The organism is Candidatus Krumholzibacteriia bacterium (assembly GCA_029865265.1).
Taxonomy (GTDB): domain Bacteria; phylum Krumholzibacteriota; class Krumholzibacteriia; order WVZY01; family JAKEHA01; genus JAKEHA01.
In genome coordinates, this window is record JAOUHG010000010.1 from 24878 (window position 1) to 48793 (window position 23916).

Consider the following 23916-nt stretch of genomic DNA (forward strand, 5'->3'; position numbering starts at 1 on the left):
GTTTTGCCGCACGCCATGCGGCACGCCGCCCTCATCTTTGCCATCACCGCCTTGCTGGCGGCCCTCACGCCCGCTCCCGCCGGCGCACAGGGAACCGATTCCGGGTGGATCGGCGAGTGGAACAATGAGGCACTATTCGACTCAACGACCACCCGCACGGAACTCCTGGAAATGGGACGCGCCGCGGTGGTGCTCGAGCAGTACGGCCTCGCGGAGATGTACTACCGGGAAATCCTGCTGCGCAACCCGGCCGACGTGGGCGCCATGTGGGAGCTTGCGGCCATGTACCGGAACACGGGGCGATTGGAGTATGCACGAGGACTGCTGACCCGGGCGGGCGCCCTGCAACCCGGCCGCAACGATATCAATGAGGCCCGGCGAGAGATCGAACGCGATCTTTTTGCCCAGGTGTCCGTGGAAGTTGACACCCTCATGGCCAGGGGAAAGTACGAACGGGCACTCCCGCGCCTGGCCGTTCTGCTCTCCATCGACGCCGAGAACGCCACCATGCACGCGTACAAGGCGCGCTGCCTCTCGGCCATAGGCCAGAACGACGCGGCGCTGTCCAACATCCAGCTCGCCATTGCCAAGGATCCCCGCGACGAGTTCTACCAGCTGCGCGACGAAATCGCACAGTCGGTCGAACAGCACCGCATCGCGGAGCTTGAGGGTTCCGCACGCAGCCTGCTCCAGTCCGGCGACTGGGTGCGCGAGGAAGCCTCCGACGCGTTGCAGGCCCTGCTGGCGCAGGACCCGTCCAACGAATGGGCGCGCGAGCAGTTCCGCGCGCTCTCCGAGGGCGCCACGCCACCGCCGCTTCCCTCGGATCCGCTTCCCCCGCGCCAGGTGGTGGACGCGGTGCGCGACATTGCGCCTGGATTCGCGGCGGTGCTCAACAACCACCTGCCGCTCATACTCGGCTTTCTGACGGTGCTGTTGCTGATCCGCTCGCCAATCGCGCGCGCCATCGCCGCACACGTGCGACGCCCGTCCCTGTTCTCCGGTGACCTGTCGCGTATCGACGTCGCCGACGTGCTTCGGGTGGCGCACGGCGCGGCTCTCACCGGGGCAATCTTGTTGAAGACGTCGGACGGCAAGGCGCGGGTCTACCTGGCCGACGGCGAACCGGTGCACTGCGCGGGCTTCGGCCTGGACGGCGTGGACGCGCTCACCTGGATCGTGCGCGAAGTCCACGACGGCCACTTCTGGTACCGGACGGTACGCTCGATGCCGGACGCCACCATCGACCAGCCCCTCGCCCTGTTCCTCGCGGACGGCGTGTCTTCGCCCGGCGGTGCGCCGGAACGGAAGTCGCGCAAGAAGTCCCGCATGTCCGAACTTCTCGAAACCAAGTCTGATTGATTAACTGAAGGCGCCCTGTCGGGGCGCATACGATGCTGCCCCGACGCGATTTCCGCAGCGCGATTTCAAATGTTTCGCGCGAGGACCATGAGCGGAGGGGCAGTGTCGTGTGCGCCCAACAATCAGTCGACGGTGGAGTTCTCTTCGACGGCCAGCGACAGCCGGGCCAGGTGATCCTCCAGCGCAGCGGTGAGACGGTCGAGGTTGCGGTGGGCGATCTCGGCCAGGTGCTGTTCGCGCGCATCCATGATGCGCTCGGCGGTGAGTCCTTCCAGCGCCATGCGGATGGCGGTGATGGGTGTGCGCAGGGCATGCGAGGTGCCGGTGATGTCGTCGGACGGCGTGGGGGACACCGAGTCGGCCGCCGCTTCGACCGCGGACCACAGGTCGCTCAGGTCCGCGAAGGGCTTGCGCAGCAGGCAATGTGCACCCACCGCGCCCGCGCGCGCGTCGAGCGCCTCGGAGGGATCGGCCGTCATCATGACGATGGGAGTCAGAATGCCGCGCGCGCGCAGCGCCTGCCCGAGTTCGATGCCCGACATGCCCGGCATATGAATGTCGGACACGATGACGTCGGGCGGATCGGCGGACACGGCCTCGATGGCCTCGTCGGCGCGGCGGTAACGATCGACCTCGTGGCCGCGGCTGGACAGCGATCGTCCGAGCCACTCGCGCATGAGGTCGTCATCCTCGATGAGGACGATGCGGATCACGTTCCTCTTCCCTCCAGTGTTCCCTCGCGGGAACGATGTTTGTTGGAATATCTGGCTTGCACCCAGAGGGTTCCGGCCCGGCAAAGGCAATCGATGTGCCACGCGCGAGGGGTGTTTTTGGGCGTCCCTATGCGGCATTCCACGGAAGCGCCGTCACCCCGGTGACCGCAATGCGGAACTCTCCGCCCGGTGGGCAAAAAGGGCGGGCGGGGCCGCCGCGCGCGCAATCTGCGACGGCGCGTTGAGGCCTGCAAGAGGGGATCAGAAGAGGACGGCGATGCCCGCGGTGGTGGCCCAGTCGCTCGCGCGCGCCGCGGAGGGACCGGCCTCGAGCTGGCCTTCCAGGAAGAAGCGCAGCGCGTCGGTCCAGCGGTACCCCGCTCCCGCAAAGAAGAGATCGCGCCGCGCGTCCAGGCGCCCGTAGTTCAGGGTAGTGACACCGGCGCGCACGCCGCCGTTCTCTCCCAGCCGCGCACCCACGCCCGCGCTGAAGCGGGTGTGGTCGTCGATGAGGCCGTCGAGCGACTCCGGCACGCGCTGCGCCCACACGTAGCCCGCGATGGCGAACAGGTCGAACGCGCCCAGCGAATCCGTGTAGGCGAGCGCCACCCCGATCTCGACCGTCTCCGACGAATAGGGGAAGAGGCGCGACTCGCCGGTCCCCGTCCCCAACCTCCCCATCGCCCACAGGACGTGGCGGGTTCCCGCCATGCGCGCGCGCAGCCGGACGCTGAAATCGCCCAGCCCGTTGTCGACGGTGGCCGTGTCCGTGGCCGTCACCAGCGGCTGCTCCACCGCCACCAGAAACGCGGTGCGCACGGGAAAGGCGGCGTAGATGCGGTAGATGGTGGCGTCGAGGGAGTCGCCGCGGCTCACCTCCAGGCTTGCGCGCAGGACCACCCGCTGGGGGGCAAGAAGAAAGGCCGATTCCGCGGCGGCGTTTTCGTAAACGCCGGTGGAATCGGCCTGTCTGGGAACGAGTGCGGCAACCAGCAGGGCCACCGCAAGTACGCCGCGTTTCAAAACGGCCCCGCGACGCGCGTCGCTAATTAACGACGCCCTCGAGGAGTTGGACACGCCCCTGGCGGATGAACTGAACCCAGATCGTCCGCCGGTTTCCCGGGAGCTTGTCCTTGGCGACGACTTTTCCGTAATCGTTCCAGGAACGATGGTGGATAACTTCGCCCACCTCGTAATCCCGATCCTCCGAGTACTCCGTCGCGCTTTCAACTTCGATGTCCTCCAGCGCGAGGCTCTGTTCCTGCGGGATCCTGTCGGCATCGTCGAGCTCGTCCTTCGGCATGTAGGGAAGGTAGCCCTCGCAACCGGGACACTTCAGCCAGAGGACGTCTTCCTTGCTCCCCTGCTTGATGATGTCCATGTCGAAGTCGGCCTTGCAGACCGAGCAATGCTGATGGATCGTGGTCGAAGTTACGCCCGTCATAATCTACTGTTCGCGCCCCTCTTACGAGATCACGCTACGACAGCATTCCTCCGCTTCGTCACTGGCGGCATACTTCGAACCGCACAGCGGACATGGGTACCCATCCAACCGCCCGTCCCGCTCCGCTTTCCTAAGGAGTTGCACGTACTTGACGTACTCCTTGTCCTTCATGAGCACCCCGCCTTTTTCCGGCTTTTCCATACCCAACTCCTCCGCGTTGAGGTGAAAATTCAGGCAACAGCCTAAACCGTTAATTCTGGCCGGGATACACAGGATGCTGTGCCCAGACGCACCCCAGATACAATATCTTGCGGCAAACCTAGGGCATGCCACAAGGGGGCGTCAAGCAAAAACTCACGCGGAGAGCAGACTCACATGCAGACTTGGTGCGGCAACACCGATGGAAACAATATATCCCTCAATGGCGAATCGCGCAAGGCATCAACCGGCGGCGGCCAGAGCGCTCGCCAGATCGGCCTGCAGATCTTCGACGTCTTCGATACCCACCGAGATACGCACCAGACCGGGCGTGACGCCGAGCTTGGTGCGTTCCGCTTCCGGAACGCTGCCGTGCGTCATCGACGCGGGATGGCTGATGAGACTCTCGACGCCACCGAGACTCTCGGCCAGCGTGAATATCTTCACCGCCTGCAGAAAACGATCCGCACGCGCGACGGTTTCCAGGTCGAAGGAGATGATGGCGCCGAAGCCACGCGCCTGGCGCTTCGCCAGTTCGTGGTGCGGGTGGTCCGGCAACCCCGGATAGTTGACCTTGCGGATGCCCTTCTGTGCGGCCAGGAACGCGGCCAGCACGCGCGCGTTCTCCTCGTGCTGCTTCATGCGCACCGCCAGCGTCTTGGTGCCGCGCAAGGCAAGAAAGCAGTCCAGCGGGCCGGGAACCGCGCCCACCGCGTTCTGCAGGAAGCGCAGGCGCTGCGCCATGGCGTCGTCGTTGACCACCACCACACCCCCCACCATGTCGCTGTGACCGTTGAGGTACTTGGTGGTGCTGTGCACCACGATATCCGCCCCCATGGTGAGCGGGTTCTGCAGGAACGGGCTCATGAAGGTGTTGTCGACGCACACCACCGCACCGGCGGCGTGGGCGAGGTCGGCCACCGCGCGGATGTCCGTCACGCGCAGCACCGGGTTGGTGGGCGATTCCAGGAACACCAGGCGCGTCTTCGGCGTGATGGTCTTGCGCACGGTGTCGAGATTCGACGTGTCGATGAAGTGAAACACCAGGCCGTAGTTCTTGAGCACCATCTCGAACAGCCGGTAGGTGCCGCCGTATACGTTGCCGCTGACCACGACTTCGTCGCCGGGCAGGAACAGCCGCAGGATGGTGTCGGTGGCCGCCATGCCGGAGGAATACGCCAGCCCGTGCTTGCCCTGCTCCAGTGCCGCCACGTTGCGCTCCAGCGCCTCGCGGGTGGGGTTGGCGGTGCGGGCGTACTCGTAGCCGCGGTGCTTGCCGATGCCGTCCTGTTTGTAGGTGGAGGTCTGGAAGATCGGCGTGTTCACCGCGCCGGTCTTTTCGTCGGGCCACTGTCCGGCGTGGATGCAATCGGTCGCAAAACCCATGGTTCTCCCGGCGAGCAACCCCGTCGGCTGCCGCCCGTTGGTGTCTTCAAACGTCCTGGATGCCATTCTTGACGAGCCATTCGTGCGAGTGGACCTTGCTTAGGTAACGCTCGCCCGTGTCCGGAATGAGCACCACCACGATGGCGTCGGGGCCAAGGTCGCGCGCGGCCCGGATGGCCGCCACCACCGCAGAGCCCGCCGAACTTCCCACCAGCAGTCCCTCTTCCCTGGCGAGGAGGCGTGTCATTACCAGCGAGTCGTGATCCGAAATGGTCAGCATCTCGTCGACGTACTCGAACTGGCAGGTGGTGGGAACGAAGTCCTCCCCGATGCCGTCCACAAGGTACTGGTGCGCCTCGATAGTCTCTTTGGTGCGGAAGTAGTGCGCGAGGATGCTGCCCTCGGGATCCACGCCGACCACCCGGACCTTCGGGTTCTGCTCCTTGAGGTAGCGGCCGATGCCGCTCACCGTGCCCCCGGTTCCCATGCCGCCCACGAACATGTCCACCTGGCCGCCGGTGTCGCGCCAGATCTCGGGGCCGGTGCTGCGGTAGTGCGCGTCCGGGTTCATCGGATTGTGGTACTGGTTGCTCAGCACCCCGTTTCGTTCCTTCGCGATACGCTTGGCTACGTTGTAGTAGCTCTCCGGCGAATCCGGCGGCGCCTCGGTGGGACAACGCACCACCTCTGCGCCATACGCTTTGATCATGGCTTCCTTCTCCACCGGCACCTTGTCGGGCATGGTGAAGACGCACTTGAAGCCGAGGATCGACGCCGCCAGCGCCAGGCCCACGCCGGTGTTGCCCGAGGTGCACTCCACGATGGTGCCGCCCGGCTTGAGGGTTCCTTTGCGGACCTCCTCCTGGATCATGTGCAGCCCGATGCGGTCCTTCACACTACCACCCGGGTTGAAGAACTCCAGTTTGCCCAGCACCGTGCATTCGAGATCCGCGGTGACCCGATTGAGACGCACCAGGGGGGTGTTGCCGATGGTGCCCAGGACATCCTCGGCGTACTTGACGCGGCGAAGTCGATCGCTCATGAGTCGCGGGCGCGATACGCCTCACGCCCTCCTCCTTGGAAAGGGCATTGAAAACAGCGGTTTCTTTGGGAAGGCGTCTGAATCCGACAGCGGCCCCGGACGAGCCTCCAGGTGCTTCTGTAATATCACAACCGCGCGGGGAGTTCAAACCGGGACGTGGGCGCGCACACCCCGCCGGCGGCCAGTGAGGAGTTGATGTCGTGATGCGTAGGCGCCTCGCCGCCCTCCCGCCCTGCCAGGGCGGCAAGCGCCGGCTCTTGGGGCAGATCTTCCGGCACCTGCCGCGGCCGGCTACGCGACCCCGTGCGTGGTGGTCGACGTCGACGACAAGCGGGCCAAGCCCGGCGGGACTTGTTCGACTACTTCGACTACATTGAAGTGTTCTACAATCGGAAGCGTCGGCACTCGAGCCTGGGCGGGATGAGCCCTGCTGAGTTCGAGGAGCAGATGCAAACATGTGCTTAACTGGGTGTCTACAGAACCGAGGGAAGCTCACTATCGCAGAATGATCCCCGGGGCATTGACCAAGGGTTTTTCAGCAACCTGCTAGATTAGCTAAAGTCTTGTTCCACGGCTGCGTTGATTGCGTCATCACCACGAAGCTAGGTGGTGAAGAAGGAACTCAACATGTTGAGAGGGAAGATACGAGCTGTCCTAGTGTGCGTGCTACTTGGTGCGACGCCAACTGGCGCGGGTATCGAGATCGTGCGAGATCCGTCGGCTTGGGACTACGCACCACTCCTGTATTCCGACCTCGTGGTTCGCGGGTCCATATCTTCGTTATCGGAAGCGGACGTTTCGACGGCTGATTTGTGGATGGATCCCCCTGAACGCAGGGCCAAGGTGCCTGATATGAAGAGAACGATGCTCTTTGTCTCAATTGATGTGGCAGAGGTTCTTCGGGGCCCGGCAGTACCATCAAAACAGACGTTCTTGGTTTGGGATGACTTGGCGGAGGCCAAACGAGCCTATCGGATCGGTAATGAGATGATTGTTTGCGGGTATCACCACAGCATCCTGAACACATACTACCAGACCACGCCATACGGGCGCTACCTGCGGGAGGGGGATGGCTGGAGAACCGAAGAAACCTCGCGCGGTCGACGCTTGTTCGCGGATTCCGAGTTGCGCGCCAAAATTTCGTCGATGGCCTTGAGCATCGTGGCCGGTGAGGCTGATTTGATTGTTCAAGGGGTGATTCAATCCGTCGCGAAGGGGACTGTGTACGGGCCCGATAGTACCTCGGCGGAGTTGGTATCGATTGACGTGCGGATCGAAGTCGTAAAGAAGGTAAGAGTTGACGGTGACGTTGTAACTGTGGTCGCACTTACGCGCGGGCTTTACCTGCCCGCATGGCGAGCACATGTCCCGCGCGACTACGCGATCGGCCAGCGATGGCTGTGCTTTCTCAAGCGAAACGAGTTTGGATGGTTCCCGTTCGCAGGCACCAACGGTTTTCTGCGGGTCGAGCAAGATGGCTATGTGTATGACGAACGGACACCGTATTGGCTCTCGAAGGACCGAATCGAGAGCGCGATTACAGAAGCCAGCGCGGGAGAAGGTCCATGAAGCGGTTCTCTCCCTGGGGGAGGACGGGTACACGATGTCGGGCGACGAGTACTGGTGCGAGCTTTGCGCGGCGGCGGAGTTTCGGCGCGAGCAAAGCCAGTTACACTGATCGCTCGACGCCGACCGGGCGCTATCCCTTGGTGCAGCAAACGGGCCAGAAACGGGGCGTTTTGCTAGACCGACGAGCCCGTCCCCGCTAGTGCAACAGGACCACCTTGCGCACCGCCTTGGCGTCCCCCGCGCGGATGCGCACGAAGTAGATGCCGGCCGGCATGGGAATGCTCTCTTCGTTGCGCCCGTCCCAGCGCAGGGTGAGCACGTCCTCGAACTGCGGCTGGTCCGCGAGCTGGCGGATGCGCCGCCCGCGCACGTCGTATACATCCACCTGCACCTGCGTGGCCAGTCGTTGCGAGGCGCGCGGTTCGCCACTGTAGGTGCGCGGCACCTGGATGGAGAACGTGATGTTGCCGTTGGACGGGTTGGGCGCGATGCCGCTCACCAGCTCACCTGACCCGGGTGGAATGGCCGCGGTCTGGCCCACGATCTGAGACTGCGACTGATAGGTCTGCGTCCCGTTCTCGACCGGCAGTGTGAACGTTCCCACCACGTAGTAGCGGTAGTCCCGCCCCGGTTCGACATTGAGGTCGGTGTGGTGGTAGGGCACGAACCCGGCCGTTCCCGGCCCCGAGGGGGTCACGTTCTCGGCGATGCGCAAACCGGGCAGTTCCTCCCCCGGTTCCAGCCGGTACACGTCGAACCGGGTTCCGAAAACGTCCCCGGCGGTTTCCCACCCCAGGTCGATGCGGTTGTGTTTCACCACCGCGCCAATGTGTGTGTAGTTGACGCCGGTGAAGTAGATCTTCTTGGAATACGCGGGCCCCTGATAGCCGACCGAGTTGCGGGCCCGGACGGCGACGGCACTCAGTCCCACCGATGCGAGCGTGATGGGCAGTTCGAACTCCTCCACCACTTCGTCGAGGTGTCCGTCCAGGGGCGTCAGGTTGACCCCGGCGCTTGCGCCGAGGGAAAGCTTCACCTCACCCAGCGGGGCCGCATAGTCCGCTCGGAACTCCGGATCCTGGGCGCGGTTCCGGTTGGGGACCGCGTGCGAAACCACACGAAAGCGCAGCGTGAACTGGTTGGTGGTGACCGTCTCCGCGCCCGCCGGCTCGAAGATCACCTCCGGCGCGGCCTCGAAGATGTCCGGATAGCCGTTGTTGTTGTTGTCGATCACACCCAGGTGCCCCCGGCTGTACCGGCACCAGGGCCGGTCCTGGCCGATGCGCGACCACGTGTGCATGATGCAGGGGGTGACGGCCTCGCAGCGCAATTCCTCGCCGCTCGGGCCGGTCATCGAGATGTTCCCGTTCCGGTAGTTGAGATAGCCGGAGGTGTCGCCGCAACCGCCCGGCGCACCCGGGTACTCGTCGAGCGTCCAGAAGCAGTGCCCCACCTCGTGCTGCACGATCTTGGAGTACACCAGCGTCTCACCGATGTTGTTGGGATCGCCACCGGCCGGGAACGGCTCCACCATGTACGGACCACCGAGATTGGCGTACGCGGTGTAGTTGGCGTTTCCGTCTCCGAAGCGATGGAAGGGCGAGGTGCGCGCGCACGCGATGAACGACGTGACCACCCAGCGGGTGCGGAACCTCGTCCGCTCACTCTCGTTGAACTCGTGCACGATCCCCAGCGAGTTGTTGCTCTGCTGACCCCAGCCGAGCGTGCGCATCACATCGTTGATCCATAACTCGTCGTTGGACATGTCGTGGGAACGGGGCTCGTAGCCGGTGGGGACCCGTTCGATCAGGTTGAAGGTGGTATTGATGTCCATCTGCGTCCACTCCTGCCAAGCGAGGAACGCGCCCGCCGAACCGATGCGCGCCTCGCGCATGTCGTCGTCGGACCAGTTCTCCCGGTCGGGCTCCCGGGTTCCATCGCTCTCCGGAAAGATGAACGTGGCCAGGATGCTCCCCGTCATGATCTCGGAATTCTGATTCATGTTGCGGGCGGGCTGGGGACGGGGCGCGTCGCCGCGCAGCGCCATGGAGCGCTCCACCTCGCGCTGGATCTCGCGCACCTTCTCCGGCGGCGTGGTGAGCACCACGCAGTCCAGCGGATCGACGGCGCCCGCGGCGCCGGGGGCCGCGGCATCGGGCGCACGCTCGGCGAGTGCGTAGGCGTCCGCAATCCACCCCCACGACTCCGACGCGGCGCGCAGCGGCGCACTGCCGGGACCCGCCGGCTCCGGGGCGAACGCCGCCGGCACGGTCAACGCGGCCGCCACGCCGGGCGGTACACTGCAAACGATCACACGGTCCTGCACGAAGAGGTTGACGTTCCACGCGCCGGCCGCGATCAGCGCGTCGCGGAACGTGACCGCGTCTTCGACGGTCGCGCCGGCGCCGATGAAGTATGTGCGCTCGCCAACATCGGCGGGACGCGCGCGCACCTCCAGGATCTCCGTCCTGCTGGCATTCGTTGCCGCCGGAAGCAGCATGACGACCGCGGCGAGCGCGGCAACCGTTCCATGGATTCGCTTCATCGCTTCTTGCACCGGACCTTTCCGCCTGGCCGGGCATCGCCGGGGGGGGCGACGCGGCGGCAGGCGCCTCGTTCAGGGGGACGGGAGCAGCGGCCTTGCACCGTCGCCGAAGGCGACGAGCACGCTGGTCGTCCGGGACTCGCGCGGCCCCGTTTCCGGGATTCCCTTCACCGCGGGGACGGTGCGGGTCTCGCGCACGCGTTCGATTTCGCAGCGCGCCAGGTGAAAGACGGGCACATCCGGGGATCGCCACACCTTGACCCGGTCCACATTGCGCTGCATCAGCTTCACGTTTCCCGCGGGAATCTCGCGGGCAACGACCTTCTCGAACTGCCGCATGTCGCCGGCAATCTCACCGGCGGGGGTTGAAATCACGACATCGGGCGTAATGAGCCAGTCGTTTTCGGAGGTGGGGTTTACGATCGTGAGCCGTGTCAGGTTGCGGGGATCACCCTGCTCGACCGGGGCACGGCCTCGTTTAATATAAAGCCGGCTGACGTACTGGTAAAGGGAGTCCCCGGGGGTCATGGTGCGCACGGCCCCGGAAACCAGGAAACGGGCGACGTCCCGGTCCCCGGCCGGGCTCCGGGCGGGGCCGGCCTCGATCTCCAGCCACCAGGCATCCTGGCCCTTTTCGCGGGCCACGACGGCCAGGTACACCTCGCTCGAGTCGGTCTGCCCCATGGCCTCGTCGATCACCACGTAACGGCACCAGCGGCCGACGGTGAAGTCCACGTCGCGGATATCGATGCCCGGCAGGAGGAGCGATCCCGGCGAGTCGGCCCGCACCGGGGGCGCGGCCGCACAGAGAAGGAGGGTGGCGGTGACGAGGGCGGCGCGGCTAGTGCGCCACCCTGGGCCAGTCGGTGTCGAAATCGAAATCCGGATCATCGGTCTCCGTGTGGCATTTGACACAACTCTCCACCGCGCGGCCGGCGTAGTTGCCGTCGCGCGTGTGCTCGCTGCCGGGCCCGTGGCACGCCTCGCACTGCACGTCGACCAGGTCGACCAGCGCGCCGCGCGCACGAACCCCGGAGAAGCCGCCGGCATCTCCATAACCGGTCACGTGGCAACCCACGCAGTTGGTGTCGCGATGCACGAACTGCGACGAGAGGGTGACGTAGGCGCGCGCGTGCGCCGTGCCCATGTAGACCTCGAACTCCTCGAGGTGGCACGACTGGCAGGCCGCCACGCCCAGGTAGCGGTTACCACCCGGCACGTCGTCGGCGCGCTTCAGCTGTTCCCGCGCGTAGAGTTCCTTCTGGCTCTCGCGGTTCTCCGCGTCGAACGCGTCGAGCAGCTTCGCCATCTCCGGGTCATCCGGGAACGATGCGATCAGCGGATAGACGCGGTTGCGGTAGCCCTCCATCTTGCCGCCGGAGAGCTGGATGCCCAGTTCGCCAATGTGCATCCCCTGGTAGGTGGCGCGCACCAGCGCCGTCTTCCCCACCATCACCGGCTCTCCCAGGGGGCGGCCCTGCGGGTCGTGCCCCAGCACCATGAAGTCGATGCCGTCCACCGCTTCGGCCAGCGCTGCCGCCTCATCCTGCGACATGTGCGCGAGAACGACCAGGATGTCGCAGGCCGCCCGCAGTTCCGGAACCACGGCGCGGGCGGCATCCGCCGGATCCTCGATGACGTAGGTGAGGCTCTCCACCTGCTTCGGCGCCTCTCCCACCCCGCGCGCCGCGCGGGTGGCCGGGGAGAGCAAGCCCAGGAATCCAAAGCGCGTTCCCGCGCGCTCGACGATGACGTAGGGGGGAAATGCGGTCCCCCGCTTGTCGGCGGTCTTGTCCGCCCGCCCGCCGGTTCGAACCCGCAGCGAATCCCCCCGCGCCACCAGGTTGGCGCACACCACCGGCAGGTGGTAGCTGCGGGCGTCCTTGACCAGGGCGGCCAGCCCGAAGTTGAGATCCATCTCGCCGATACCCACCGCGTCGTAGCCCAGCACCTCCATCATCCTGGCCACGAAGTGCGACTTGGCCTCGTTGAACACGTCGGCGGTGCCATAGAAGTCCCCCGCCGTGCACACCACGACCGGCGCCGGCATGGCCCTCAGATCCTTGTACAACCTCGCCCGCCGGGCGAGACCGCCAGAGGCGGTGGCGTGTCACCCACAGGGGCGGTAGTACGCGCGCGTGTCGCTCTCGTAGATCAAGCGCGCGTCCGGCTCCGGCGGCGCCGCCGGTGGCGGCGACTGCGCGGACCCGAACACGGCGGCGAGAAGCACCGCGACCAGCGTGTAGCGCCCGTGGGACATCGGATGGGTACTCATGCCACAAATATATCACGCCGGCATGCGCAATCGCAACTGATTGCAGGGAATTAAGTTGGGAGGGTTGCCGCGGCAGAAAAAGAGCAGGCGGGGCGCCGGGCGCTCCGCCTGCCAGGAATAGACCGTAAACGGTCCCCTTACACCTTGACGCGGTCCTTCAATGCACGGCCCGCTGAGAATGCCGGGAACTTGGTCGCCGGAATCTCAATGGTCGCGCCCGTCTGCGGATTCCGTCCTTCCCGCTTCTTCCGCCTGCGGATCTGGAACGTTCCGAAGCCCGTGATCTGGACCTTGCGACCCGACTTGAGCTCGTTGGCGATGATGCCGTTCTTGGGAGTGGTGCTGAAAATCGCATCGACGACGCTCTTGGCGTCCTTCATCGTAAGCCCGGTCTTCTGCGCTACGCGTTCGATCAGCTCGGTTTTGTTCATAGAGTCACCTCCTTCCCGTTCTCATGCGGACTCTATCGACCCACAAAAAAACGTGTCAACACTTATTCCGGGGTTCTTGGCGTGGCGACGGCCCGTTTCCGGTCCGGTCACGCGCGTGCCCCGGCGGGTGCGGATCAGAACTGGCCGATCAGCCCGCTGCCGACGCCCCGATCGCCCGATTCGCCATAGAGATCCGGGTGCGCCTTCAGCGCGATTCTGAAGTAGTACTGCCATTCGTCACCGAGCTGCTGGCGGGAGAAGCTGATGGCCCAGCAGTGCAGGTCGCGGGTGATGCCGAAGTTCTGGCCGTTGAGCTGCAGCCGCTCCACGTCGTAGATGGTGGAGTAGTCGATGCGCCAGTTTTCGGTGAGTTTGATGTCCCAGCCCACGCGCATGGTCGAACTGGCGATGCCGTTGGCGCCCTTGCTGTAACTGAACCCGAGGGAGAGGCTCCACGGCTGGCGGCCCTCCTTGAGCCCCAGTTCCCCACCCATGGGCCGCTCCTCGCCGAACTCCCCGGTCTGGCTGAACTGGACACCCCCGGCGGCGAATTCGCTGGGTGAGGTGCGGGTGGTATCGGCGCTGTCGGCAGCCGCCACCACGTTGAGTTCCTTCACCTCCACCACCGACGAGCGCCCGAAGGGGTGCGAGCCGCGGATGGCGAAACCGGCGGTGGCGCTGGTGTTGAGGATGTCGAAGTTGTACGGATCGACGGTGTGGTTGAGCGAGATGTTGGCGCCCGCGATCACCGTGTTGAACGTGCTGCTGATGTTCGACCAGGCGCGGTTCTGCGGAAGGTCCGGCGTGTAACGCGTGCCCAGGTTCCAGATCACCACGCCCGAGAGCTTCTGCATCTCCTCTTCGCCGCTCGACGACGTGTCCGGGCGGGCGATCTTGATGTCGATGGAGTTGCGCAGACCCAGCGCCACCGACTGTTGGCGGGGCCGCTCGTTGCGCGGGGGCGTGTAGTTGTACGACGCCGACGGCGTGAGCGTGTGGCGGATGCCGCGCAGCCGGCCGATGCGCGGGTAGAAGGTGCCGAAGAAGTTGGTGTTGGCGTTGGCACCCAGGCTCCAGTTGAACTCGTTGTTGGTGGTGAGCGAGTCCAGCGCGGCAACCGAGAGGGTGTCGATGACCCCGCCGATGGTCCGGTACTCGTCGTGCGCCTCGCGCTGGTAGTCGGTGCGCGTGGTGGCGAAGTTCATGCCCAGGGTGGGTGACAGCGTGACGAAGCGGACCCGCTGCGGACTGGAAAAGTTGAGCGCGGCGCGGCCGGAGGTCACGTCGGTGGTTTCGAAGAGCCTCTCGTTCACGCGGCGGTTGGCGGACACCGCCGGCGAGTAGCGCGTGTTCTTGAGCAGGCTCTCCCAGAATCCCTCCGCCGTGCCGGAGTTGGACCCGAACCACAGGTTGCGCGACGGAATCGACACCGAGATGTCGGGCAGGGTCATGTCCAGCACGACGGCGCGCGGGTCGGTGATGTTGAGGTTCTGGGTGCGGCTGGCCGAGGCGCTGAAACCCACCGTGTCCCAGCTCTTGCGCACGCTCACCGTGGAGCGGATGGAGCGATCGATGTAGCGCTGCACGTTGTCGATGGTATTGATACTCTGCGGCGCCTCGTCGCTGGAAACGAAACGCAACTGCGCGTCGAGGGTGAAGCGCTGTCCCAGGTTCTGATTGTGCGAGCCGTCGAAGGTCCACTCCGTGCTCTGGTCCTGCAGATCCTTGTAGTACGAAAAGTTCAAGCCGCCGCGAAAGCGGTAGCGCAGCGCATACCGGTTCTGGACATGCATGCGCCACGAGCGATCCTCGTTGAAGTCGGTGACGAAGGTGAAATCGGTGTAGTCGTTGGTGGCCCAGTAGTAGCCGATGTTGCGGATGAAGCGCCCCGACGAGCCGGTGACGCCGAACTCGATGTCGGGCCGCAGAAAGCCGGACTTGCGCCCGCGGCTGATGCTGTTGGCCATGAAGGGCAGCACGAAGACCGGCGTATCCCCGATGTGCAGCCAGATGGGCCCGGTGAACACCTTGTCGTCGGGGTAGACCTTCATGGTGCGCGCCGAGAAGTGGAAGTGTGGCCTGGCGAGATCGCAGGTGGTGTAGTACGAGTTCCACACCTTCATCTCGTTTTCGCCCACCTTGGCCATGTTCTCGCCGCTGTAGTACCCCTGCTCGTACTTCGTGGACCCGGATGTCACCAGGCCGGTCTCGGAATCCATGTCGTAGCCCATGCGCTGGCCCAGCAGCTTCTGGCCGGTCTCGGTGAGCACCGGGCTGCCGTCGGCGTCCAGGATCTGCAGGTCGTAGTAATAGGTGATGGTCTCGCCGGAAAGCTCGCTGTTGCGATAGCGCACGCGTGCGCCGTCGTGCAGCACCAGCTGCTTCTTCTCGGAGTAGTACTGCACGTGATCGGCGGCGTAGGCCACTTCGTCGCCGCGCTTGGTGAAGTCCACGTAGGTGAGCAGCGTGTCTTCGGCGGCGCGCAGGCTGTCCGCGGTTTCGTTGAACGCCAGATCGACGTAGCGATACACGCCGTCCGCGTTTCCGGCCACGTCTACGTAGTCTATGGCGCGCTCGCCGAAACGGAAGAACATCTGCTGGCCGCGCACGGAATTGCTCTCGATCTTGCGCGGGTTGTCGGGGAAGTACTCCGACGACGCGTCACCGCGCACGCGCAGCGAGTCCACCCCGCTGCCCTGCATGTAGAGCGTCATCGCATTGCCGCGGATGCGGCTGTCGCGGTTGATGGTCATGGAGTCGGTGGCCGCCTCCACGATCTCCGCCTTGCCCTCGACGTCCACCTGGTAGATCTCGTTTTCGTTGTAGTACGCGATCATGCGCTCCCCGCGCATGGTGGTGTTGGCCTGGCGCGCGATGGGGTTGCCGTACAGCTCGATGCGCTTGAGGTCGTCGAACACCATGGCCGAGTCGCACTGGGTCACGGTGTTGCCCTTGATGATGCGAACCCGGTAGTAGGCGGTGGCGCGCGAGCTGTCCGGAAACACGCGCATGGTGTCGGCCACCACGTTCACCGGCTCGGGGTCGTTGGGCCCGGAGATCAGCACGGGGTCGCGGTCGATCACACCCTCGCCGCGGTTGCGGTGGTAGACCCCGTGGCGGCCGCGCACCACGATGCCCTGGTTCTCGCTGGTCAGTTCGACGTTGCCAAACGCCTCTGCCCGCCCCACGCCGCGCTCGTAGAGCAGCCGGTCGGTCTTGAGCACGGAGGTGGAGTCGCGCGCCACCACGTTGCCGACCAGCCACGCCTGCCCGGTGGTGCGCGAGTAGCGCGCCTCGTCGCAGGTGATCACCCAGCCCGGGTCCACGATGCGCACGTTCTTGCGCAGGATGGCGAGGTCCTCGTTCTGCCGGTACTCGCCTTCCGAGCCGGTCATGGTCATGTCGCCCTGCAGCACCTTCACGTTGCCGTCGAGGAGGGTCAGGCGCTGGATCGAATAGGACAGGCCGTGGTCTGCGTTGAGGGTGACGTCGCCGTGCACGACGACCACGTTGTCGATGAGTTCCAGGATGGTTTCGCCGCCGGTGCTGCGCAGCGTGCTGCGGTCGGCGTTGACGTCGAAGTAGTCCGCCTCGCCGGTCTGTTGCGCGGCCCCCCGGTCGGCGGCGGCCTGCGCGGCGAGAACCGCGGCGGCGCACAGGGCCACGTAGCGGAGGCGTGATCGGAGGTCAACGGGTCTCGTCGGCATCGGATGTCGTCCCAGGCGGGGCGACTGCCGGATCTCCTGCGGCGTGTGCGCACGCGGCCCGCGGCGAGCAGCGCCACGCCCACCACGGCGGCGTCGTTGCCCAGCCGCGAGCGCTCGATGGCGGCGTCGGCCGCGGTCTGCGCGAAGGCGTGGGCGGCGACGGCGCGCTTCAGGTGCGGCTCGAGCAGGTCGAACGCCGCCGCGATACCACCGGCCAGGACCACCACCGACGGGTTGAGCACGTCGAGGACGGACGCCACCGCGATCCCGAGGTGCTCGCCCACGTCCCGCACCGCTCGCTTGCACACCGCGTCCCCCGCCCGCGCGGCATCCAGAACCGCGCGCGCCGTGGCCGGTGGCCGCCGCACGCCGGCGCGTGCGCGCGCCGCGCGCCGCGCCGCGGCAACGATCCCGTACGAGCCGGCGTACGCTTCCAGGCACCCGCGCGAGCCGCAACGGCACCGGGGTCCGTTGGGGTCGACGGTCATGTGTCCGATCTCTCCGCCGAAACCGGACACGCCGCGCACGATGCTTCCATCCACCACGATGCCGCCCCCCACCCCGGTGCCAAGCGTGATGGCCACCAGGTTCTTCCCGCGTGCGCCGCGCACGAACGATTCGCCGAAGGCGGCGCTCGTCGCATCGTTCTCCAGCGTCACCGGCACCGAGAAGTACCGCCGCGCCAGCGCTGCCAGCGGCGCGCCCGCCCAAGCGGGCAGGTTGGGAGACTCGCGCAGAACCCCACGCCTGGCGTCGATCAGGCCCGCGCAGCCGATCCCGACCGCCGCCACACCGGTGGTTCCGGCCAGGGTCCGTGCCGCCGCGTGGATGGCGCGAAAGGCCCGCGCCGGGCCCTCGTCGGCGGGCGTGTCGATCAGCCCGCGCGCCAGCACACGGCCGCCCGGAGAGACTGCCGCGATCTTGATGTTGGTCCCACCGATATCAACGCCGAGAAGCGTGCTCACGTTCCGATCGTGCCATCCGCGGTGAACATTCTCTTTCCGACTTCCTCGACCACCCGGTGCGACCCCATGACGACCACGGTCGTCACCGGCGTGCGCGGGTCGTCGAGCCAGCGCAGCAGCCGCACGAGCGGATCGTCCCGCTCGTCGGCGCGATTCCACAGCATGACGGCGGCCGCCGCATTCGGCAAGTACGGAGCGAAGTACGACGCTAGCAATTCGTGCGGCGCGTGCGCCACGTCGGAGCTGCCGGGCTCCAGCCCGGGGTCCACCAGGCAGATGCGGCCGAAGGCGTCCAGCAGCCCCCGCGGGGCCCGGAACAGTTCCTTGCGGCGCAGCAGGCCGAAGACCAGCGCGCAGTCCTCGCGGCGGCGGTAGGCCGCCACGTGCTGCGCGGTGGCGAGGATGGCGGCGTCGTTGTGGGCCACGTCGATCACGAAGGTGCGGCCGTGGCGATCCACGCGCTGAAAGCGGCCGGGGATGAACGCGCCCGCGAGCGCTTCGCCCACCCCCGTCAGCGGTGCCGCCAGCTTCTCCGCGGCCCCCACCGCCAGCAGCGCATTCACGGCCTGGTGCGCGCCGCCAAAGGGCAGCCGCACGCGGCCGTAGTCCGCGGCCGGGGTGCGCAGCGTCACCCATGAGCCGTCGAACAGGGGTTCCACCACCGTCGCGCTTCCCAGGTCGCCGGGCCCGAGCACAGGAAATCCCTCGCGCGCGCCGCGTTCGTCCACGATGGCGCGCAATGCCGCGGGCAGGTCGCCCACCAGCAGCGGCGTGCCCGGGCGCGCCACGCCGAGCTTCTCGCGCAGGATCTCCTGCTCGGTGTCGCCGAGGATGCGGCGATGGTCCAGCGAGATGCTGGTGACAATGGAAAGGGCGGGATCCACCACGTTGGTGGCGTCGAAGCGACCGCCCAGCCCCACTTCGAGCACGGCCATCTCCACCCCGCGCCCGGCAAAGAGCAGGAACGCGATGGCGGTGAGGGCCTCGAAGTAGCTGTAGGGGATCTCGTCGCGCAACGGCACGATGCGCGCCGCGGCCGCCTCCATCTCGTCAATGGTGGCGGACTCGCCGCCGATGGCGATGCGCTCGGCCACGCTGAACACGTGCGGTGAGGTGTAACGGCCCGTGCGCAGGCCGCGCGCACGCAGCAGCGATTCGAGCAGGGTCGTCACCGATCCCTTGCCGTTGGTGCCGGCCACCAGCACGGCGCGGAAGGCGCGTTCGGGGTGTCCCAGGCGCTCCATCAGCGCCTGGATGTTCCCGAGCCCCAGTGTCATCGCGGAGGGCGACAGGCCGAGAACGAACTGGAGAGCAGGGGGTAAGGGGTCGCGCAGGTCAGGAAACGGCCGGCGACTGCGAGTCATCCTTCACGTCCTGGTCCGAAACGGAAGCGGCACCCGCGCCGGTGAAGTCGAGCACCGTCTCGACGGTGGCACGCAACTCGTCGCGCGGGACGATCATGTCGATCATGCCGTGCGCGAGCAGGAATTCGCTCCGCTGGAATCCTTCGGGGAGGTCCTGCCGGATGGTCTGCTGGATGACTCTCGGCCCGGCAAAGCCAATGAGCGCCTTGGGCTCGGCGATGATGAGGTCGCCGAGGCTCGCGAAACTGGCGGTGACGCCGCCGGTGGTCGGGTTGGTCAGGATGGAGATGAAGGGCAGCCCTTCCTCCGACAGCCGCGCCAGCATGGCGGCCGTCTTGGCCATCTGCATGAGCGAGTACACGGACTCCTGCATGCGCGCGCCGCCGGAACGCGCCACGCAGATGAGCGCGCGGCGCCGCAGGATGGCATCCTGGGTGGCGCGGGCGAACTTCTCCCCCACCACCGAACCCATGCTGCCACCCATGTAGGTGAAATCCATGATGGCGAGCACCACTTCGCGCCCGCCGATGGTGGCAAAACCGGTCACCAGGGCGTCCTCGACGCCGGTCTTCTCCGCGTACTCCTTGATGCGGTCCTTGTACTTCTTGAGGTCCTTGAACTGGAGGGGATCGCCGGAGACGAGACCCTGGTGGGTCTCACGGAACGAGCCGGGATCGGCGAGGATCTCGATGTACTGCTGGGTGGAGATCATGAAGTGGTTGCCGCACGACGAGCACGTCCACAACCGCTTCTCGAGCTCCTTCACATAGAGGATCTCGCCGCACAGGTCGCATTTCTTCCAGAGCCCGTCCGGAACTGCCTTCTTCTGGATGGGCTGGACGCCCCGCTTTTCCCTACGGAACCACGACACCGATACCGCTCCTCCCTGCTGGGTACGAACACACTATAAAGGCGGTCTTACCGGCCGACAACCGCAAACACCGCCGGACCCCCCTTATGTGGCTTAACTTACAATTCCGCAAGTAGTTGCAACATAAGCCGGGCCAGCCCGGCGCTGGCTTCGCGCCCCACCCGCAGCACCTCGGCGTGGCTGGGCGTGGCCGACGCCACCCCGGTGCACGGGTTGGTGACCAGCGCCACGGCGGCCACCCGCAGGCCCCGGCCGGTGGCCGCCGCGATTTCCGGGGCGCCGGACATGGTGGCCACATCGCCGGATGCCAGTTGCAGCGAGCCCACCTCGGCCACGGTTTCGTACGCCGGCCCCAGTCCGCAAACACCGGTACCGCGGTGGAGTGCAACACCGGCCGCGCGCGCGGCGCGTTCGACGGCGGCGGTGAGGTCCGCGTCCAGCCGCGGCCGGGCGACCGGACCCGCGAACCCCGGGCGATTCTGGCGGTCGACCAGGTCGTGAAAGACCATGAGGTCCCCGGGATGCAGGGTGGTGGTGAGCGCGCCGGCCGCGGAGGTGACCAGCAGGTCGGTGGCACCGCGCGCGGCGAGGTGCGCCACCAGGGCGTCCACGGCGCCAAAGGCGCCTTCGTAGCCGTGACGGCGGCCGAGCACCAGCAGGCACGCGCGGCCGCCCACGCTTCCCTCGCGCACCTCCCCCGCGTGCCCGTCGACGGTGCATTCACCCACGCCTTCGATGTCGGCAAAGGGCGTCACCACCGGGGACGCCATGATCTCCGCCAGCGGCGCCATGCCGCTGCCCGCGATGACCGCCAGGCGGCGGGCGCTCACGACGCCGGCTCCAGGCGCAACGTCATCACCAGCGCGTCTTCGTTGTTGTCGTGGTAGTAACGGCGGCGGATCCCAACCGGTGCGAAGCCCATGGAGTGATAGAGCAGCTTGGCAGGCGTGTTGCTCACACGCACCTCCAGGGTGACCATGCGGCAGTTGGCCGCCCGCGCCAGGTCCAGCACGTGCACCAGCAGCCGCCGCGCGAATCCGCGCCGCTGAAACTCCGGCACCACCGCCAGGTTGAGAACGTGGACCTCGTCGCGCATCAGCCACGCCACCACATACGCCACCACCGCGCCGTCCACGAGGCCGGCGAAGGAGCGCGACAGCCACTTCTCCTCCACCTCCTGCAGGAACATTCCCTCGGTCCACGGCGCGGGAAACAGGCGGCGTTCGATTTCCAGCACGTGCGGGATGTGCGCGAGCGAGAGCGGCTCGATGACCAGTTCACCCACGGTCGCCACCACCGTCGCGGCCGTGCCGGCGCAGGCGCACGCGTTCCGCCCCGCTGGGCCGCACGTAGAGCGGCTCGAGCCGGCGCACCGCCGCCTCGACCAGCGCGGGCATGGCCGGCGCGATACCGGCGAGAAACGCCGTGTCGGGGAGGTTGCCGGAGTCGGGGGCAAACACGGCGCCGGGAAAACGAGCGGCGATCTCCGCGCGTGCCGCCACCGTACCGCTGCCGACGAATGCGTCCGGTGCAACGGTGAGTGCGTCGAAGAACGCGGACGGCGCGAGTGCGCACGGGGCCACCACCACGCGGGTGGCGGCGGCGTCTTCCCTGTGTTCCGTTCCCGCCGCGCGTTCGTACACCGCGGCGTACACCTCGCCGCGGCGCGCGTCGATCATGGCGCACACGCACCCGTGCGATTCCAGCAGTGGAAGCGCCAGCAGGCGCAGCGAGTCGATGGGAACGATGTCCGCCCCGCCCGCGGCGTGCAGCCCCTTCGCGAAAGACAACCCAATGCGAAGCCCGGTGAAACTGCCCGGCCCCACCACCACCGCCACCCGCGCCACGTCACGCGGCGTGAGCGAGGCATCCGCGAGCAGCTTTTCCACCGCGTGCGCCAGCGCCACCAGGTGTGAGGACGGCCGCGCAAAGCGCTCCGTGCCCAGGTGGGCGCCGTCGCGCGCCAGCGATACCGCCCCGGTGGGGTGTGAGGTGTCGACGGCCAGCGTTACCATGGGATGCCGCCGATCTGTTCCGCCGCCTGCGCGGTGGCGGCCACCGTGATGACGCGCACCTGCTCGCCATCCGGCTGGATGCGGATCTCCACGTCGGCGGCCGCCAGCAGCGCCGGCGAGCGCTCGCCCCATTCCGCCAGCACCACGGTGGTGTCGTCGTCGGCCAGGTCGAACACGCCGATCTCCTCCAGCTCGCGCTCGTGCTCGAGGCGGTAGAGGTCCACGTGCGCGATGGAGAGGCGTCCTTCCAGCATCTCCATCAGAATGAAGGTGGGACTCACCACCGGCCCTTCCACACCCAGGCCGCGGCACACGCCGCGCACCAGCACCGTCTTGCCCGCGCCCAGCGGGCCGCTGATGCACACCGCGAGGCCGCGGCGGATGCGCTCACCGAGGGCGGCGCCGAAGCGTTCGGTCTCGCCGTCCGTCCGGGTGCGCAGCGTATACAGGGTGGTTCGCCGCATGGTGACGCGCGGCGGTCAGCGCGGGGTCAGCGTGAGGCAGGGCAGGACCATTTCCTCGAGCGACACGCCGCCGTGCTGAAAACTTCCTTCGTACGCCTTCTCGTAGTCGCGGAAGTTGGTGGGGTAGACGAAGTAGTAGTACTCCTTGGCGAACACGTAGGACTTGGTGCGCGACTCCGACGGCAAGCGGAACTCGCCGGGCCTGCGCGTCATGATGGCCTGGCGCTCGTCGCACTTGAGGTTGTCGCCGTACTTGTAGCGCAGGTTGGTGGACGTGTCGCGGCGGCCGTACACCAGGCTCGCCTTGCGCCCGAGAATGGAGCCGTGGTCGGTGGTGAGCACCACCTTGATGCCGGCGCGCGCGAGGTCGGTGAGGATTTCGCGCAGCACCGAGTGCGAGAACCACGAGCGCATGAGGGAGCGGAACGCCGCCTCGTCCGGCAGCAGCTGCTGCAGGATCTCCGACTGGTTGCGGCCGTGGGTGAGGATGTCGACGAAGTTGAACACCAGCGCCACGAACTGCGAGTTCATGAGGCTCGCCACCTTCTTGCGCGTCTCGGCGGCCTCGGCGGCGGTGAAGATCTTGACGTAGCGCAGCTTGCTCTCGTCCATGCGCATGCGCTTCATCTGCTCGCCCAGGAAGTACGCCTCGTACTTGTTCTTGCTGGTCTCCTCGGTGCTGCGCTCCAGCCACTTGTCCGGGAAGCGCCGCGCGATGTCGTCCGGGAACAGGCCGCTGAAAATTGCGTTGCGCGAATACGGCGTGGCGGTGGGCAGGATGGAGCAGTAGAAGTCCCACTTCACGTCGAACGACTCGCCCAGGAACTCCTCGATGACCATCCACTGGTCGAGGCGCACGCAATCGATGAGAATAAAGAACACATTCTCCCCCGCCTGCAGGTGCGGCGCGATGAACCGGGGAAAGATGTCCGGGCTCATGGTGGGGCGCTTTTCCGACGCCACCCAGTCGCGGTAGTTGTCCTCCACGAAACGGCCGAAGTGCTGCGCGCACTGCAGGCGCTGGTCATCGTGGGTGGACTCCAGCCCGGTGCGGCGGTACTGGTCGAACTCGCGGTCCCACGCGCACAGGCGGCGGTGGATGCGCAGCCACGCGTCCCACGTGTTCTCCTGCACCATGGTGCCGATCTCGCCGAACTCGCGGATGTAGTCGGGCGAGAAGCGCTCCTCCTGGATGCGCGGCGCGTCGAGGATGCGCTTGCACGCGGAGTAGATCTGCAGCGGGCTGACGGGCTTCAAGAGGTAGTCGTCGATCTTGAGGCCGAACGCGTTGTCCATGAGGCGTTCTTCCTCGTTCTTGGTGATCATGACCACGGGCAGGCCCGGGTCGGACTCCTTGATCTCCACCAGCGTGTCGAGCCCGCCGCGGCCGGGCATGGACTCGTCCAGCAGCATGATGTCGAACTTGCCCCCGCGCACCAGGGTGAGCGCGTCGGCGCCGTTGGTGGCGGTTTCGACCTGGTAGCCCTTGTCGCGAAGAAAGAGGACGTGCGACTTGAGGAGTTCGATCTCGTCGTCAACCCACAGAATGCGTTTGTTCATTGCAG

At 66.5% G+C, this 23916-nt stretch carries 21 protein-coding genes and 1 pseudogene; 3 read left to right on the forward strand and 19 right to left on the reverse strand.

What is annotated here, in order from left to right:
• The first annotated feature begins 15 nt into the window (after nt 1–15).
• Nucleotides 16–1362 carry a DUF4388 domain-containing protein gene (locus tag OEX18_06585; GenBank protein ID MDH4336932.1) on the forward strand — a complete coding sequence of 449 codons (1347 nt, stop codon included), beginning with the start codon at nt 16–18 and terminating at the stop codon, nt 1360–1362.
• A 122-nt stretch (nt 1363–1484) separates the two neighbouring features.
• On the opposite strand, the gene OEX18_06590 is transcribed toward OEX18_06585, so the two are convergent.
• From OEX18_06590 to OEX18_06610, 5 genes are all read right to left on the reverse strand, one after another.
• A complete protein-coding gene (locus OEX18_06590; protein MDH4336933.1) occupies nt 1485–2075 on the reverse strand; it encodes a response regulator in 591 nt (196 codons plus the stop codon).
• A 261-nt stretch (nt 2076–2336) separates the two neighbouring features.
• On the reverse strand, nt 2337–3098 hold the full coding sequence (locus tag OEX18_06595; GenBank protein ID MDH4336934.1) for a hypothetical protein: 762 nt from the start codon (nt 3096–3098) through the stop codon (nt 2337–2339).
• Between the two features lie 22 nt (nt 3099–3120).
• Nucleotides 3121–3519, reverse strand: coding sequence for a hypothetical protein (locus tag OEX18_06600; protein ID MDH4336935.1), 399 nt, complete (start codon nt 3517–3519; stop codon nt 3121–3123).
• Nucleotides 3520–3960: 441 nt separating this feature from the next.
• A complete protein-coding gene (locus tag OEX18_06605; GenBank protein ID MDH4336936.1) occupies nt 3961–5103 on the reverse strand; it encodes a cystathionine gamma-synthase in 1143 nt (380 codons plus the stop codon).
• Nucleotides 5104–5149: 46 nt separating this feature from the next.
• Nucleotides 5150–6145, reverse strand: a complete 996-nt coding sequence (locus OEX18_06610) for a pyridoxal-phosphate dependent enzyme (protein MDH4336937.1) — start codon at nt 6143–6145, stop codon at nt 5150–5152.
• 357 nt (nt 6146–6502) lie between these two features.
• Here OEX18_06610 and OEX18_06615 point away from each other — a divergent pair.
• Together OEX18_06615 and OEX18_06620 are read left to right on the forward strand one after the other, a co-directional pair.
• Nucleotides 6503–6610, forward strand: a pseudogene (locus OEX18_06615) (IS3 family transposase).
• 144 nt (nt 6611–6754) lie between these two features.
• Nucleotides 6755–7714 carry a hypothetical protein gene (locus OEX18_06620; GenBank protein MDH4336938.1) on the forward strand — a complete coding sequence of 320 codons (960 nt, stop codon included), beginning with the start codon at nt 6755–6757 and terminating at the stop codon, nt 7712–7714.
• A gap of 196 nt (nt 7715–7910) precedes the next feature.
• On the opposite strand, the gene OEX18_06625 is transcribed toward OEX18_06620, so the two are convergent.
• The 14 genes from OEX18_06625 to OEX18_06690 form a co-directional block, all read right to left on the reverse strand.
• Nucleotides 7911–10259, reverse strand: coding sequence for a T9SS type A sorting domain-containing protein (locus OEX18_06625; GenBank protein MDH4336939.1), 2349 nt, complete (start codon nt 10257–10259; stop codon nt 7911–7913).
• A 72-nt stretch (nt 10260–10331) separates the two neighbouring features.
• Nucleotides 10332–11048, reverse strand: coding sequence for a hypothetical protein (locus tag OEX18_06630; GenBank protein ID MDH4336940.1), 717 nt, complete (start codon nt 11046–11048; stop codon nt 10332–10334).
• A gap of 52 nt (nt 11049–11100) precedes the next feature.
• Entirely contained in the window at nt 11101–12309 is a 1209-nt protein-coding gene (locus tag OEX18_06635; GenBank protein MDH4336941.1) for a multiheme c-type cytochrome, read from the reverse strand.
• A 60-nt stretch (nt 12310–12369) separates the two neighbouring features.
• Nucleotides 12370–12534, reverse strand: a complete 165-nt coding sequence (locus OEX18_06640) for a hypothetical protein (GenBank protein ID MDH4336942.1) — start codon at nt 12532–12534, stop codon at nt 12370–12372.
• A gap of 137 nt (nt 12535–12671) precedes the next feature.
• Entirely contained in the window at nt 12672–12965 is a 294-nt protein-coding gene (locus OEX18_06645) for an HU family DNA-binding protein (GenBank protein ID MDH4336943.1), read from the reverse strand.
• Between the two features lie 134 nt (nt 12966–13099).
• On the reverse strand, nt 13100–16519 hold the full coding sequence (locus tag OEX18_06650) for a putative LPS assembly protein LptD (protein ID MDH4336944.1): 3420 nt from the start codon (nt 16517–16519) through the stop codon (nt 13100–13102).
• Entirely contained in the window at nt 16405–17637 is a 1233-nt protein-coding gene (locus OEX18_06655) for an ROK family protein (protein MDH4336945.1), read from the reverse strand. The genes OEX18_06650 and OEX18_06655 overlap by 115 nt, the downstream gene beginning before the upstream one ends.
• Nucleotides 17634–19001, reverse strand: a complete 1368-nt coding sequence (locus OEX18_06660) for a Mur ligase family protein (protein ID MDH4336946.1) — start codon at nt 18999–19001, stop codon at nt 17634–17636. The genes OEX18_06655 and OEX18_06660 overlap by 4 nt, the downstream gene beginning before the upstream one ends.
• A complete protein-coding gene (gene accD, locus OEX18_06665) occupies nt 18973–19872 on the reverse strand; it encodes an acetyl-CoA carboxylase, carboxyltransferase subunit beta (protein MDH4336947.1) in 900 nt (299 codons plus the stop codon). Before accD ends, OEX18_06660 begins: the two co-directional genes overlap by 29 nt.
• A gap of 98 nt (nt 19873–19970) precedes the next feature.
• Nucleotides 19971–20702, reverse strand: a complete 732-nt coding sequence (locus OEX18_06670) for a hypothetical protein (GenBank protein MDH4336948.1) — start codon at nt 20700–20702, stop codon at nt 19971–19973.
• A complete protein-coding gene (rimI, locus tag OEX18_06675) occupies nt 20699–21157 on the reverse strand; it encodes a ribosomal protein S18-alanine N-acetyltransferase (GenBank protein MDH4336949.1) in 459 nt (152 codons plus the stop codon). The genes OEX18_06670 and rimI overlap by 4 nt, the downstream gene beginning before the upstream one ends.
• Nucleotides 21150–21887 (reverse strand): tRNA (adenosine(37)-N6)-threonylcarbamoyltransferase complex dimerization subunit type 1 TsaB, encoded by a 738-nt coding sequence (tsaB, locus tag OEX18_06680; protein MDH4336950.1) that lies wholly within the window; start codon nt 21885–21887, stop codon nt 21150–21152. Before tsaB ends, rimI begins: the two co-directional genes overlap by 8 nt.
• Nucleotides 21881–22351: a tRNA (adenosine(37)-N6)-threonylcarbamoyltransferase complex ATPase subunit type 1 TsaE gene (gene tsaE, locus OEX18_06685; protein ID MDH4336951.1), complete on the reverse strand. Its 471-nt coding sequence runs from the start codon at nt 22349–22351 to the stop codon at nt 21881–21883. The genes tsaB and tsaE overlap by 7 nt, the downstream gene beginning before the upstream one ends.
• Nucleotides 22352–22366: 15 nt before the next feature.
• Nucleotides 22367–23911 (reverse strand): bifunctional response regulator/alkaline phosphatase family protein, encoded by a 1545-nt coding sequence (locus tag OEX18_06690; protein ID MDH4336952.1) that lies wholly within the window; start codon nt 23909–23911, stop codon nt 22367–22369.
• Nucleotides 23912–23916 lie beyond the last annotated feature (5 nt).

Bases quoted from the DNA above. Each gene is read 5' to 3' on its own strand.
- OEX18_06585 (MDH4336932.1), top strand. From the start codon at position 16: ATGCGGCACGCCGCCCTCATCTTTGCCATCACCGCCTTGCTGGCGGCC.
- OEX18_06600 (MDH4336935.1), bottom strand. From the start codon at position 3,519: ATGACGGGCGTAACTTCGACCACGATCCATCAGCATTGCTCGGTCTGC.
- tsaB (MDH4336950.1), bottom strand. From the start codon at position 21,887: ATGGTAACGCTGGCCGTCGACACCTCACACCCCACCGGGGCGGTATCG.
- OEX18_06660 (MDH4336946.1), bottom strand. From the start codon at position 19,001: ATGACTCGCAGTCGCCGGCCGTTTCCTGACCTGCGCGACCCCTTACCC.
- OEX18_06690 (MDH4336952.1), bottom strand. From the start codon at position 23,911: ATGAACAAACGCATTCTGTGGGTTGACGACGAGATCGAACTCCTCAAG.
- OEX18_06635 (MDH4336941.1), bottom strand. From the start codon at position 12,309: ATGCCGGCGCCGGTCGTGGTGTGCACGGCGGGGGACTTCTATGGCACC.
- OEX18_06625 (MDH4336939.1), bottom strand. From the start codon at position 10,259: ATGAAGCGAATCCATGGAACGGTTGCCGCGCTCGCCGCGGTCGTCATG.
- OEX18_06640 (MDH4336942.1), bottom strand. From the start codon at position 12,534: ATGAGTACCCATCCGATGTCCCACGGGCGCTACACGCTGGTCGCGGTG.
- OEX18_06645 (MDH4336943.1), bottom strand. From the start codon at position 12,965: ATGAACAAAACCGAGCTGATCGAACGCGTAGCGCAGAAGACCGGGCTT.
- OEX18_06605 (MDH4336936.1), bottom strand. From the start codon at position 5,103: ATGGGTTTTGCGACCGATTGCATCCACGCCGGACAGTGGCCCGACGAA.
- tsaE (MDH4336951.1), bottom strand. From the start codon at position 22,351: ATGCGGCGAACCACCCTGTATACGCTGCGCACCCGGACGGACGGCGAG.
- OEX18_06610 (MDH4336937.1), bottom strand. From the start codon at position 6,145: ATGAGCGATCGACTTCGCCGCGTCAAGTACGCCGAGGATGTCCTGGGC.